A 13,751-nucleotide genomic window follows, 5' to 3' on the forward strand; every position below is an offset into this window, starting at 1 on the left:
TGCAGGACCGCCACACCAGGCGCGATTAGCTCAGCGGGAGAGCACTACCTTGACACGGTAGGGGTCACTGGTTCAATCCCAGTATCGCGCACAGTAACGGCCGGGGCCGCGATCCGTGAGGGTCGCGGCCCCGGCCGTTTGTCGTACCGTCCGTGCTGGTGCGGACGGGCATGCGCGGGTTCGTCCGCCCTGGTCCGCGCCCGTCCGGGTCCGTGCGGGTCCGTAAGAGTCCGTGTGGGTCCGTGTGGGTCCGTGCGGGCTTCCGGGAACGGGAAGAGCCGCGTACGGACGCCCTCACCGACGTCCGCACGCGGCATCTCCGCCTGCCGGGGCGCTCTGCGCGCCGCTCTCTCGCCCGTCCGCGTGTCATCACGGCCGCGGCCTCCCCGGCGGCACCGTTCCCCGTCCCCAGGGGATCGGTGCCCGTCTGTGTCCGGCCTCGGGGGCCGGTGTCCTCCTTCTCCCGCTCAGCGGGTGATCAGATCGGCGACGGCCCGGGCCTGGCTCGCCATCTGGTCCCACCCGCCGAAGAGCAGCACCAGGAGCACGGCGCACGGCAGGGCCATGGCCAGCGCCACGGCGGGGTGCCGGGTGGGCTGCTCGGCGGACCGGGACTGGACGAAGGCCGGCCGACGGCGGCGGGGGGTTCCCGTGAGCTGCGGTGGCATGGTCCCTGCTCCTGATCCGGTCGAGTTGGCGCGGTGGACGGCTTACCTCGGGGGACGAGCTCCCCGTCCACCGCTGAGCACAACGCTATTGGCCGGGGAGTCCTCCGGTCGTCATGCCGTCGTACTGTTCCTCGGACGTCCCGGAGGATGACGATCGGACTTGAGGCCTACTACCGCAGGGGGACGGAAGTCTCATCCGACCCCCGAGGGAACCCTGAGGGGCAACCCCGAGGGGGCCCTCGGCGGCCCCGTGACCTGGAGGTCAGCGCAAGATCGGACAATCGCACGGTGGCTACGGGTGTTGCGTATCAGCACACCGCAGCGGGCAGTCCGTAAGCTGTGCCAGACAGGAACTGACGATGGCCCAACCGACGGGGCCTCACCCACCGGCTGACGGGGAACGAGACATGGCGATGATGCGGCTGAGGCGTGAGGACCCCCGCATCGTCGGGCCGTACCGCCTGCACCGACGACTGGGCGCCGGCGGCATGGGCGTGGTCTACCTCGGGTCCGACCGCCGCGGGCAGCGCGTCGCCCTCAAGCTGATCCGCGCCGAGCTCGCCGAGGACCAGGAGTTCCGCACCCGCTTCGCGCGCGAGATCGCCGCCGCCTCGCGGATCCGGGGCGGCTGCACGGCCCGCGTCGTCGGCTCGGACATCGAGACCGAACGGCCCTGGCTGGCCACCGCGTACGTCCCCGGGCCCTCGCTCTACAAGCGGGTCGGCGACGAGGGGCCGCTGAACTGGCCCGAGGCGGCCCGGATCGGCGCCGCGCTGGCCGACGGGCTGGTCAAGGTGCACGAGGCGGGGGTGGTCCACCGGGACCTCAAGCCGTCCAACATCCTGCTCTCGCCGCGGGGCCCGCGGATCATCGACTTCGGCATCGCGTGGTCGCGCGGCGCCAGCACGCTCACCCACGTCGGCACCGCGGTCGGCTCCCCCGGCTTCCTCGCGCCCGAGCAGGTGCGCGGGGCCGCCGTCACCCCGGCCACCGACGTCTTCGCCTTCGGGGCCACCCTCGCGTACGCGCTCACGGGGGACACCCCGTTCGGGTCCGGGGCGTCCTCCGAAGTGATGCTGTACCGGGTCGTCCACGAGGAGCCCGACCTCTCCGCCGTCCCCCCGCAGCTCGCGCCGCTGATCCGGGCCTGCCTCGCCAAGGAGCCGGCCGAACGGCCCGGGGCCGCCGCACTGCACGAGCGGCTCAGCGAGCTGGCGGCGCGCGGGGCGGCGGGGGCCCCCGGCGGGGGGCGCGGGGCGCGGCCGGGACGGAACGCCGGTGCGGCGGCTGCGGCCCCGGGTCCGGCCCAGGGGTCGGGGCCGGGTGCGGCTTCCGCTGCGGCTGCGGCTGCGGCGCCGCAGGGGAACGGTCGTCAGGGCGGCGTGCCGGGCCCGGGGCGCCCGGCCGAGCCGCACCCCGCGGGACGGGCCCGGGCGGCGGCGGGCCGGGCCGGTGCGCAGGGCGCCGGGTCCGCCGGGCGCCGCCCCCAGGGGGCGGCCGCGCCGCTGCCCCGGCCCGAGTCGGCGCAGGCGACCCGGCCGCTGCGGGAACGTCCCGACCGTCCGCAGACCCCGCCGCCGGGGCGCCCGGGGGGCCGCGACCCCCGAGACGCCCGAGACGCCCGAGACCCGCGCGACCGGGCGCGTCCCCGGGACCGTCAGCACACCCCCGCTCCTGGCGGGCGGCCCGGCACCGCGCGGCAGCGGCTGCTCCGGCAGCGGCTGGTGGTCTTCGTCACCGTGACCATCGGGGTGGCGCTGGCCATCGCGGCGGCGCAGGGGTGCGAGAACCGGGACAACCGGAGCGTGCGGCCGCCGACGGCGGTGGTGACCAACACGGCCTCCGGCGGCGAGCGCTCCGTACCGGGCACCTCGGCGGACGTCGTACCGCCGACCTCGACCGTGCCGCTCCCGGCGGCGGCCCGCCAGAGCGCCGACGGCGGGCTGACGCCCCCGCAGGCACCGGTGCCGGCCGTGGACTGGCCCAACCGCAGCTACCCCGACGGGGCCGGGCCGGCCGTCAACCTGCAGAACGGGCACTCGGTCGGAGCCGGACCGCAGGTCGCGCTGAGCGCGGTGCTGCCGGCCCGCTACAAGGGCGTGCCGGCCGCGGTGGTCGTGCTGCGGCGGACGGAGGGGTCGGCGCCGGTGGACCTCGTCCAGCTCTACACCTTCGCCGGGGACGCCCCGGTCGTCGCCACCTCCCGTACCTCGGTGGCGGACCCGCAGGCGACGGCCACCTGGCGGCTGGAGGGCAGCACCGTCGTCCGCGAGGAGCGCGCGGCCGCCACCGGCGCGGTCACCTCGACGCGCTACACCGTCCGCTCCGACGGCACCCTCGACGAGTCCTGGCCCGGCGCCACCACCCCGCCCCCCGCCGCGGCCCCGGCCCTCCCCACCTCCCCCATCGGCTGAACCACGCGGGCCGTCCCCTCCCCCGGCGGGGCGGCCTCAGCAGGGGATGCCTGGAAGCCCCGCACCGCGGATGCCCGACGGGTCCGCGGGCAACACAGCGCACCGCAGCACCGCAGAGCTGCCACCCACCTCGGCAACGCCGGTGCGCGCGAGAAGTCGGGCCCGCCGACTTCCCACGCAGAGCGCGATCAGGGCGTAGGGGGGCCAGGCGCCCGACGGGGAGGCCTCGGCACCACGCGGGGGGCGCAGAAAGTCGGGCCTACCGACTTCTCGCGTCGCGGGATGGGCCGGGGGCAGCTGTCCGGACTGCTTCGCAGCGCGGACACTGGAAGCGGCATCGGGCCACGCCGGGCCGCCGCAGAGCCGATGAACTGCCGCCTCGGCAGTGCCAGTGCGCGTGAGAAGTCGGAACCATCGACTTCTCACGCAGAGCGCGCTCACGCCACAGGCTCAGGCCCCCAGCGCGGCCTTCAGCGCAGGAAGTCGGACCTACCGACTTCTGGCGTCGCGGCAGGGCAGGGGCGGAGGCCTGCGAGGCGGGGAGAGCCCGAGCACTCGGTGAAACCGACGTGCGCACGAAGTCGAGCAGGCCGACTTCTCATGCAGGGCACGCCCGAGCCGGACCAGCGGCTCAGCACGGCTGGCGCACGTGGAAAGTTGGGCCCGCCGACTTCCCACGCACAGCGCGACCGGGCCGCGCGGCGGCGAGGCGCCCAGCAGGGAGACCCCAGCACCACCCGAGGACGCAGAGAAGTCGGACCTACCGACTTCTCTCGTCGCGGGATGGGCCAGGGGCGGCTGTCCGCAGGGCCGTGTCGAAGGGCCGCATTGCCGATGAGCTGCCACCTCGGCAATGCCAGTGCGCGCGAGAAGTCGGACCCATCGACCTCTCAGGCAAAGCGCGCTCGCGCCACACAGTGCTCAGGCCCCGGCGGGGCAGACTCGGCACAGTCCTGCGTGCGCAGGAAGTCGGGCCCACCGACTTCTCGCGTCGCGCCAGGGCAGGGGCGGAGGCCTGCGAGGCGGGGAGAACCCCGGGCACTCGGTGAAACCGGCGTGCATGGGAAGTCGAGCGGGCCGACTTCCCATGCAGGGCACGCCTGGGTCCGGGCGGCGACCGGCGGCTCAGCACGGCTGGCGCACGTGGAGAATCGGGCAGGCCGGCCGACTTCCGACAGATAGCGCGACCGGACCGCATGGCGGCCAGGGCCCCATGGTGAGGCCTCGGCGCCATCTATGGGCACAGGGAGTCGGGCCCACCGACTTCTCGCGTCGCGCCAGGGCAGGGGCGGAGGCCTGCGAGGCGGGGAGAACCCCGGGCACTCGGTGAAACCGACGTGCGCGAGAAGTCGAGCGGGCCGACTTCCCATGCAGGGCACGCCCGGGTCCGGGCGGCGACCAGCGGCTCAGCACGGCTGGCGCACGTGGGAAGTCGGGTAGGCCGACTTCCGACGCAGAGCGCGTCCGGCCGCGCGGCGGCGAGGCCTGGCACCACCTGAGGACGCAGACTTCTCGCGTCGAGGGATGGGGTCGGGGCGGATGCCTGTGGGGCGGGGAGGACGCGGGCGCTTGGTGGAAGCGGCGTGCGGGGGAAGTCGGGCCCGCCGACTTCTGGCGTTGCGGGGAGGGTCCGGGCGCTTGGTGGAAGCGGTGGGGCGGGGATCAGGGGGTGGTGACGGCGTAGAAGGCTACGGCGGCGGCGGCGCCGACGTTGAGGGAGTCGATGCCGTGGGCCATCGGGATGCGGACGGGGTGGTGGGCGGCGGCGATGGCGCGGGCGGTCAGGCCGTCGCCCTCGGCACCGAGCATCAGGGCGGCCTTGGGGAGGCTGTGCGGGGCGAGGGTGTGGAGGTCCGCGGCGGTGTCGGCGGGGGTCAGGGCGAGCAGGGTGAAGCCCGCCGCCCGGACGGTGTCGAGGGCGGCCGGCCAGGGGTCCAGCCGGGCGTACGGGACGGCGAAGACCGCGCCCATGGAGACCTTGACGGCGCGCCGGTAGAGCGGGTCCGCGCAGTCGGGCGAGAGCAGGACGGCGTCCATGCCGAGGGCGGCGGCGCTGCGGAAGATGGCGCCGAGGTTGGTGTGGTCGACCAGCCCCTCCAGCACGGCGACCCGGCGGGCCCCGGCGAGCACCTCGGCGGCGTCCGGGAGCGGCTTGCGCTCCATCGAGGCGAGGGCCCCGCGGTGCACGTGGTAGCCGGTGACGGCTTCGGCGAGCGCGGGCTCGACCACGTGGACGGGCGCGTCGGCCTCGGCGATGACGTCGCCCATCACCTCCAGCCACTTGGCGGTGAGCAGCATCGACCGCATCCGGTAGCCCGCGGCGAGGGCGCGGCGGATGACCTTCTCCCCCTCCGCGATGAAGAGGCCCTCTGCGGGTTCGCGGCGGCGGCGCAGCTCCACGTCGGTGAGGCCGGTGTAGTCGGCGAGGCGCGGGTCGGACGGATCGGTGACGGTGCTGGGTTCGGACACCCTGCGATCTTGCCAAGCAGGGGCGGGGATGGCCAAACGGCGGAGGGGGCGGGGTGGTCGCGCGCTGGCCGTAGTGCAAATATGACCGTATGGCCCGAAATCCGGGCCGATCCTGGGCTCCGTCGGCCTCTGGCGCCACTGGCTCCGCCGGCTCCCCCGGTGGGCGCCCACACGGTCGGCCGCAGCTGCCGCGCGTGACGCCCCGGTGGTCGGTGTGGCACCGGTCGGTGGCGGGGCAGGTGTTCGCGCTCCAGGTCGTGGTCGTGCTGCTCCTGGTGGTGGCGGCCGCGGTGGCGCTGGTGGTGCAGTCGCACAACGACGCCGACCACGAGGCGCGCAACCGCTCGGTGGCGGTGGCGCAGACCTTCGCCAGCGCGCCGGGCATCGTCGAGGCGCTGCGCTCCCCCGACCCGACGGCCGTCCTCCAGCCGAGGGCGCAGTCCGCGCGGGCCTCCGCGGGGGTGGACTTCATCGTCGTGCTGAACGACCAGGGCATCCGCTACACCCACCCGAACCCGGCGCGGATCGGCCGGAAGTTCGTCGGCACCTACGAGCCCGCCCTGCACGGGCAGGTGGTGACCGAACACCTCTCGGGCACGCTCGGCCCGCTGGTGCAGGCGGTGGTCCCGGTGTACGCGCCGGACGGCTCGGTGGTCGGGCTGGTCTCGGCGGGCGTCACGTTGAAGAACGTCAGCAGCGCCAGCGAGCGCCAGCTGCCGGTGGTGCTGGGCGCGGCGGCGGCCGCGGTGGGGCTGGCCACCCTCGGGACGGCGCTGATCAGCCGCCGGCTGCGGCGCCAGACGCACGGACTGGGCCCGGTCGAGATGACCAGGATGTACGAGCACCACGCGGCGGTGCTGCACGCGGTGCGCGAGGGCGTGCTGATCCTCGGCGGCGACGGCCGGCTGCTGCTCTGCAACGACGAGGCACGCCGGCTGCTGGACCTGCCGCCGGACGCGGAGGGCCGCCCGGTGGACGGGCTGGGCCTGGAGCGGGCGCCGCTGGACCTGCTGACCGCCGGGCGCCCGGTGACCGACGAGGTGGTGCTGTCCGGGGAGCGGCTGCTGGCGGTGAACGTCCGGCTGATCGACCAGCCGGGCGGGCAGCCCGGGCGCGTCGCCACGCTGCGCGACTCCACCGAGCTGGCGGCGCTGTCCGGCCGGGCCGAGCGGGCGCAGCGGCGGCTGCGGCTGCTGTACGACGCCGGGGTGACGGTGGGCAGCACGCTGGACGTGACGCGGACGGCGGAGGAGCTGGCCCAGGTCGCGGTGCCGCGGTTCGCGGACTTCGTCACGGTGGACCTGGCCGACCAGGTACTGGCCGGTGAGGAGCCGCCGCCGAGCACCTCGCTGGGGCGGATGCGCCGGGTCGCGGTGACGGGCGTGCGGGAGGACGCCCCGTTCTACCCGGTCGGTACGGAGCTGGACGTGGTGCCCGCGACCCCGCTGGCCGGGACGCTGCACAGCGGGGAGCCGGCCATCGAGCCGGACCTGGCGCGGGCCGAGGGCTGGCGGGCGCAGGACCCGGAGCGGTCGGCGCAGGTGCTGGCGTACGGGGTGCACTCGCTGGCGCGGGTGCCGCTGCGGGCGCGCGGGGCGCTGCTGGGCGTCGCCCGGTTCTGGCGGGCGCAGCGGGCGGAGCCGTTCGAGGCGGAGGACCTGGCGCTGGCCGAGGAGCTGGTGGCGCACGCGGCGGTGTGCATCGACAACGCCCGCCGCTACACCCGGGAGCACACCATGGCGGTGACGCTCCAGCACAGCCTGCTGCCGCGCAGGCTGCCGGAGCAGACGGCGCTGGACGTGGCGCACCGCTACCTGCCGGCCCGGGCGGGGGTGGGCGGGGACTGGTTCGACGTGATCCCGCTGCCGGGCGCCCGGGTGGCGCTGGTGGTCGGGGACGTGGTGGGGCACGGGCTGCACGCGGCGGCGACGATGGGCCGGCTGCGCACGGCGATCCACAACTTCTCGACCCTGGACCTGCCGCCGGACGAGCTGCTGGGGCACCTGGACGAGCTGGTGAACCGGATCGACCAGGACGAGGCGGCCGGCGGCGAGCGCGCCGAGCTGGCCGGGGCGACCTGCCTGTACGCGGTCTACGACCCGGTGTCGCGGCGCTGCACGCTGGCCACCGCCGGGCACCCGCCGCCGGCCGTGGTGGACCCGCAGGGCCGGGTGGTGTTCCCGGAGCTGCCGACCGGGCCGCCGTTGGGGCTGGCGGTGCTGCCGTTCGAGACCGCCGAGCTGGAGCTGGCCGAGGGCAGCCGGCTGGTGCTGTACACGGACGGGCTGGTGGAGGACCGGCAGCGGGACATCGACGAGGGGCTGGAGCTGCTCCGGGCGGCGCTGTCGGGCCCGCCGCGCACGCCCGAGCAGACCTGCGCGGACGTGCTCGGGGCGCTGCTGCCGGAGCACCCGCAGGACGACATCGCGCTGCTGGTGGCGCGGACCAGGGTGCTGGCGCCGGACCGGGTGGCGCAGTGGGACGTGCCCGCCGATCCGGCGGCGGTGCGCGAGGTCCGGGCCGCGGTGGCGGAGCGGCTGACGGCCTGGGGCCTGGCGGAGGCCGCGTTCGTCACCGAGCTGATCCTGAGCGAGCTGGTGACCAACGCGATCCGGTACGGCTCCGCGCCGATCCGGGTGCGGCTGCTGCGGGACCGCTCGCTGATCTGCGAGGTGTCGGACGGCAGCAGCACCTCGCCGCACCTGCGGTACGCGGCGACCGAGGACGAGGGCGGGCGCGGGCTGTTCCTGGTCGCGCAGTTCGCGGAGCGCTGGGGGACGCGCTACACGGCGACCGGGAAGGTCATCTGGACGGAGCAGCCGCTGGAGTAGGAAGTCGGCCGGGCCGACTTCCCGCTCCGGCGGCCCTCCCGGACGACGGGCTAGGCCGGGAAGGCCGCGGCCAGCACGTGGACGACGTCGCCGACGACGATGACCGCCGGGGGCTTGACCCCCTCGGCCTCGACCACCGCGGCGACGGTCCCGAGGGTGGCGTCCACCCGGCGCTGGGCGGCGGTGGTGCCCTCCTGGACGACCGCGACCGGGGTGTCCGCCGGCCGGCCGTACTCGACCAGCCGGGCGGCGATCGCACCGATCTTGTCCACGGCCATCAGCAGCACCAGGGTGCCGCTCATCCTCGCGGCGGCCTCCCAGTTGGTGAGCGAGCGCTCGTCGTCCGGGCCGACGTGGCCGGAGATCACGGTGAACTCGTGGGTCATGCCGCGGTGGGTGACCGGGACGCCGGCCGCCGCGGGGACGCTGATCGAGCTGGAGATGCCGGGCACCACGGTGACCGGCAGGCCGGCCTCCGCGCAGGCCAGCAGCTCCTCTCCGCCGCGGCCGAAGACGTACGGGTCGCCGCCCTTGAGCCGGACCACGAACTTGCCGGCCTTGGCGTGCTCGACCAGGGTGCGGTTGATCGCCTCCTGGGCCATGAACCGGCCGTACGGGATCTTGGAGGCGTCGATCACCTCGACGTGCTCGGGCAGTTCGGCGAGCAGCTCGCGCGGGGCGAGGCGGTCGGTGACGACCACGTCGGCGTCGGCGAGCAGCCGCCGGCCGCGCACGGTGATCAGGTCCGGGTCGCCGGGGCCGCCGCCGACCAGGGCCACGCCGGCCCCGTGCGCACGGTACTGGCGGGCGGCCAGCGAGCCGTCCCGCAGGCCGTCCACGATGGCGTCGCGCAGGGCGGCGGAGTGGCGGGGGTCGCCGGTGAGGACGGCGACGGTGGCGCCCGCGTCGCGGCCACTGGCCGGGGTCCAGGCGGTGGCCGCGGCGGCGTCGTCGCTGCGGGAGCAGAACACCCGCTCGCGCTCGGCCTCGGCGCTGACCGCCGCGTTGACGGCCGGGTCGTCGGTGGCGACCAGGGCGTACCAGGTGTCGGCCAGGTCGCCCTCCCGGTACGGGCGGGCGTGCCAGGTGAGCTCGCCGGCGTCGGCCATGGCCTGGACGGCCGGGGTGGTCGCCGGGGATATCAGGTGCAGGTCGGCACCGGAGGCGATCAGGGCGGGCAGCCGCCGCTGGGCGACCTGGCCGCCGCCGACCACCACGACGCGGCGGCCGGCCAGCAGCAGGCCCACCGGGTAGGGGGTACGGCCCTCGGTGCTCGGGTGCGGGGTGGGCGCGGTCATCGGCGGTGCTCCTGATCGGGGTGGTGAGGGTGGGGGGACGGTACGCACGGCACCGCTCCGCGGTCCGGCGCGCCCTCGGGCCGGACTGCGGAGCGGTGACGGGGTGCGTCAGGCCTTCTCGGTGACCCCGGCGGAGTCGAAGGTGGCTACATCGTGCATCGCCCGGGCCGCGCTCTGCACCAGCGGCAGGGCCAGCAGGGCACCGGTGCCCTCGCCGAGCCGCAGGTCCAGGTCGATCAGCGGGCGCAGGCCGAGCTTCGCCAGCGCGGCCTGGTGGCCCGGCTCGGCGGAGCGGTGGCCGGCGATGCAGGCGGCCAGCACCTCGGGGGCGATGGCCTTGGCGGCCAGCGCGGCCGAGCCGGCGATGACGCCGTCCAGGACCACCGGGGTGCGCAGCGAGGCGGCGCCCAGCAGGAAGCCCGCCAGGGCGGCGTGCTCCAGGCCGCCGACCGCGGCGAGGACGCCGATCGGGTCGCTCGGGTCGGGCTGGTGCAGGGCCAGCGCGGCGCGGATGACCTCGATCTTGCGGGCGTGGGTCTCGTCGTCGATGCCGGTGCCGCGGCCGGTGACCTCGGCCGGGTCGAGGCCGGTGAACACCGAGATCAGGGCCGCCGAGGCGGTGGTGTTGGCGATCCCCATGTCACCGGTGACCAGCGCCTTGTTGCCCGCCGCGACCAGGTCGCGGGCGGTCTCGATGCCGACCTCGACGGCCTTGAGGGCCTCCTCGCGGGTCATCGCCGGGCCCTGGGTCATGTCGGCGGTGCCGGGGCGGACCTTGCGGGGCAGCAGGCCGGTCGCGCGGCCCTGCTGGACGGCCTGCGGCAGGTCGGCGGCGACGCCGACGTCGACCACGCAGACCTCGGTGCCGATCTGCTTGGCGAAGGAGTTGATCACCGCTCCCCCGGCCAGGAAGTTGCCGACCATCTGGGCGGTCACCTCCTGCGGCCAGGGGCTGACGCCCTGGGCGTGCACGCCGTGGTCCCCGGCGAAGACCGCCACGCAGGCGGGCTCCGGGATCGGCGGCGGGCACTTGCGGGACAGGCCGCACAGCTGGGCCGAGATGATCTCCAGCATGCCGAGCGAGCCGGCCGGCTTGGTCATCCGCTTCTGCCGGTCCCAGGCCTCGCCGAGCGCCTTGGCGTCCAGCGGGCGGATGCCGCGCAGGGTCTCGGCGAGCAGGCTCTGCGGCTCCTCGCCGGGCAGCGCGCGGTTGCCGTACTGCTCCTCGTGGACGACCCAGGACAGCGGGCGCTTCTTCGCCCAGCCCTGCTGCTCCAGCTCGGGCTCGTCCGGGAACTCGTCGACGTAGCCGACGCACAGGTAGGCGACGACCTCCAGGTGCTCGGGCAGGCCGAGCTCGCGGACCAGCTCCTCGTCGTCGAAGAAGCTCACCCAGCCGACGCCCAGGCCCTCGGCGCGGGCGGCCAGCCAGAGGTTCTCGACGGCCAGCGCGGCCGAGTACGGGGCCATCTGCGGCTGGGTGTGCCGGCCCAGGGTGTGCCGGCCGCCGCGGGTGCGGTCGGCGGTCACCACGATGTTGACCGGGGTGTCGAGGATCGCCTCGATCTTGATTTCCTTGAACTGCTTGGCCCGGCCCTTGGGCAGCGAGTCCGCGTACGCCTCGCGCTGGCGCTCGGCCAGGGCGTGCATCCGCTTGCGGGTCTTGCCCGAGCGGATCACCACGAAGTCCCAGGGCTGCGAGTAGCCGACGCTGGGCGCGGTGTGGGCGGCCTCCAGGACGCGGATCAGCACCTCGTGCGGGATCGGGTCCGGGCGGAAGCCGTTGCGGATGTCGCGGCGCTCGCGGATCACCTGGTGGACGGCCTCGCGGCCGGCCTCGTCGTAGCCGGGGGCGGCCGGGCCGCGCGGCTCGGCGGGCTCCTCGGGCTGCGGCTCCGGCTGCGCCTCCTCGACGGCGGGCTGCTCCCCGGGGGTCTGCGCGGCCTCGGGGGCCAGGGCGGCCTCGGCGTCCTGCGGCGCGTCGGGGGCCTCGGCGGCTACGGCGGCCTCGGGGGCCTCCGGGGTCGCCGCGGGCTCGACGGGCTCGGGGGCAGCGGCGCCTTCGGGGGTCCCGGCGGCGGGCTGCTCGACGGCGGCCGGGGCCTCGGCGCCCGGCTCCCGGACGGGCTCGGCCTCGACGGCGGGCTCGGCCTCGACGGCGCCCTCGGCGGGCGGGGCGGGCTCGGCGGCGGCCCCGGCCTGGGCCTCGGCCGCCTCCGCGGCGGTGCCGGGCTGCTCGACGGCGCCCTCAGTGCCCTCGGCGGGCTCCGCGGCCTCGGCGGGCTGCGCCTCCGGCTCGGGGGCCGTTCCGGGGGCGGTCTCGGCGGCGACGGCGGCGAGGGGCGCCTCCACGGCCTGGTCCGCGACCGGCTCGGCGGGAGTCTCGGGCGTGGCCTCGGCCTGCGGCTGCTCCCCTTCGGCGACGGGCTTGGCAGCGGGCTCGGCGGCGGGCTCGGTGACAGCCTGGCCGGAGGGCATCTCACCGGTGCCCGCGGCGGTCTCCGCGACCGGCTCGGCGGCCGGCTCGGCGACCGGCTCCGCGACGGCCTGCGGCGCCGCCTCGGCGGCTTCGACGACCTGCGCGGCTTCGACGACCGGCGCGGCCTCGACGACCGGCGCCGCCTCGACGGGCTGAGCGGCCTCGACCGCGGCGGCGGGCTGGACGGCCTCGGCGACCGGGACGGCCTGCGGCGCGTCGGGGGCCGCTATCGGCGCGGGCTGCTGCGGGGCGGCCTCCTCGACGGCCGGGGCCGGCGCGGCGGCCCCGACCTTGGGCAGGCCGTGCGGGGTGGGCGCGGCCAGGAAGGCGGAGATCCGGCGCGGCTGCCCGGCCGGGGCCGCGGCCCCGGGCTGCTCGGCGGGCGCGGCGGCGCCCTCGGCGGCGGCCGGAGCAGCGAGGGCCTCGGCGACGGGAGCGCCGACCGCCTCGGCCTCCGGCGGGGCGGGCGCGACCTCGACGGCCTGCGGGGCCGCCTCGACGGACTCCACCGCGGCCTCGACGCCCTGCGGCGCCACCTCGGGCACGGTCTGGACGGGGGCGGCCTGGACGGCCTCCGGGGTCTCGACCACCTCGACCACCTCGATGGCCCCGACCGTCTCGACGGCCGGCCCGGCCTCGACCGGCGGCACGCCCAACGGCACCTGCTGGGCCTGCTGGAAGTCGTGCGCCTGCGGCTGCTGCCCGTCCACGACCGGAACGGCCGGCACCGGCGGCTGGACCTGCGGCACCGCGGCCGGGGCCGGCGCGGCGGCCTCGGCCATCGGCGGACGGCCGACCACCGGGATGCCGTGCGCGGGCGTGCCGCCCTGCGAGGGGCCGCGGTCGGCGAGCGAACGGACCGGCACCTGGCCGGTCATCAGCGACGGGTCCGGGATCGGCGGCCCGGCGTGCAGCGGCCGGCGCGGCTGCTGGGCCTGGGCCGTCGGCTGCTGCGGCGGCACCGGGGCGGCCTGCTGCGGGACGGCGTGCTCGGCGCCGAGCACCGGCGGGTCCACCGGCGGCCAGGACGGCTCGACCGGCGTGCCGTCCGGCTGCGGCGCGAGCGGCGGCTGCTCGGCCGGGACGGTCGCCAGGGGCTCGCCCCAGGAGCCCTGCGGCCCGGGCATCAGCAGCACGTCGTCATCGTCGTCCAGGCCGTCGGGCGTGTCGGGCTGGTCGAGGAAGTGGAAGGCCGGGCGCGGGGCGCCCTGGTCGACCGCCCAGCCGTCGCCGGGGTGGCCGGAGTGGGGCCCGCCGGGGACGCCGTAGCCGTGCTGCCCCTGTGGCGGGATGACGCCCGCGCCCGGGGGTACCGCGCCGGGGACACCGCCGAGCGGAGCCGCCGGACCGGGGATCGCACCGCCGGCCGTCGCGACGCCCTGGAGGGGTGCAACGCCCGCGACGCCCTCCGGTCCGCCGAGCGCGTCCGGCCCGGCGTGCAGGTGCTCCGGCTGTCCCTCGCCCGGGACGTGGCCGCCATCGGTCATTGTCAAAGCTCCTTCCAGGCCGCTGCCGCGCCCTCGGCGACACGATCACCGATCGCAGCGCCCATCCGCACGGGCCGAACCAGCACCGACCCGCCCCTAACCACA

5 protein-coding genes, 1 tRNA gene and 1 pseudogene are annotated in these 13,751 nt (G+C 76.6%); 3 read left to right on the forward strand and 4 right to left on the reverse strand.

Annotated elements, in window-relative coordinates:
- Positions 1-19 precede the first annotated feature (19 nt).
- A tRNA-Val gene (locus ACH5AR_RS18470) sits at positions 20-91 on the forward strand.
- 376 nt (positions 92-467) lie between these two features.
- Here ACH5AR_RS18470 and ACH5AR_RS18475 read toward each other — a convergent pair.
- A complete protein-coding gene (locus tag ACH5AR_RS18475; RefSeq protein ID WP_396302470.1) occupies positions 468-668 on the reverse strand; it encodes a hypothetical protein in 201 nt (66 codons plus the stop codon).
- A gap of 407 nt (positions 669-1,075) precedes the next feature.
- Here ACH5AR_RS18475 and ACH5AR_RS18480 point away from each other — a divergent pair.
- A pseudogene (locus ACH5AR_RS18480) lies at positions 1,076-2,455 on the forward strand (serine/threonine-protein kinase); the annotation flags it as partial.
- 2,289 nt (positions 2,456-4,744) lie between these two features.
- Here the strand turns inward: ACH5AR_RS18480 and ACH5AR_RS18485 are convergent.
- The gene (locus ACH5AR_RS18485; protein ID WP_396302471.1) at positions 4,745-5,551 is read right to left on the reverse strand and encodes a TrmH family RNA methyltransferase; all 807 of its coding nucleotides are present in this window, start codon (positions 5,549-5,551) and stop codon (positions 4,745-4,747) included.
- An 89-nt stretch (positions 5,552-5,640) separates the two neighbouring features.
- On the opposite strand from ACH5AR_RS18485, the gene ACH5AR_RS18490 reads away from it, so the two are divergent.
- Positions 5,641-8,382 carry a SpoIIE family protein phosphatase gene (locus tag ACH5AR_RS18490; protein ID WP_396302472.1) on the forward strand — a complete coding sequence of 914 codons (2,742 nt, stop codon included), beginning with the start codon at positions 5,641-5,643 and terminating at the stop codon, positions 8,380-8,382.
- Between the two features lie 50 nt (positions 8,383-8,432).
- Here ACH5AR_RS18490 and cobA read toward each other — a convergent pair whose 3' ends face one another.
- Both cobA and cobT read right to left on the reverse strand, forming a co-directional pair.
- Entirely contained in the window at positions 8,433-9,680 is a 1,248-nt protein-coding gene (gene cobA / locus ACH5AR_RS18495; protein WP_396302473.1) for a uroporphyrinogen-III C-methyltransferase, read from the reverse strand.
- 108 nt (positions 9,681-9,788) lie between these two features.
- Positions 9,789-13,646 (reverse strand): nicotinate-nucleotide--dimethylbenzimidazole phosphoribosyltransferase, encoded by a 3,858-nt coding sequence (gene cobT / locus ACH5AR_RS18500; protein WP_396302474.1) that lies wholly within the window; start codon positions 13,644-13,646, stop codon positions 9,789-9,791.
- Positions 13,647-13,751 lie beyond the last annotated feature (105 nt).

It is taken from the genome of Kitasatospora sp. NPDC018619, from assembly GCF_044391605.1.
Lineage (GTDB): Bacteria > Actinomycetota > Actinomycetes > Streptomycetales > Streptomycetaceae > Kitasatospora.

What these genes read in the sequence shown, in the direction of transcription:
- ACH5AR_RS18490 (WP_396302472.1), top strand. Translation starts at nt 5,641, where the DNA reads ATGGCCCGAAATCCGGGCCGATCCTGGGCTCCGTCGGCCTCTGGCGCC.
- cobA (WP_396302473.1), bottom strand. Translation starts at nt 9,680, where the DNA reads ATGACCGCGCCCACCCCGCACCCGAGCACCGAGGGCCGTACCCCCTAC.
- cobT (WP_396302474.1), bottom strand. Translation starts at nt 13,646, where the DNA reads ATGACCGATGGCGGCCACGTCCCGGGCGAGGGACAGCCGGAGCACCTG.
- ACH5AR_RS18475 (WP_396302470.1), bottom strand. Translation starts at nt 668, where the DNA reads ATGCCACCGCAGCTCACGGGAACCCCCCGCCGCCGTCGGCCGGCCTTC.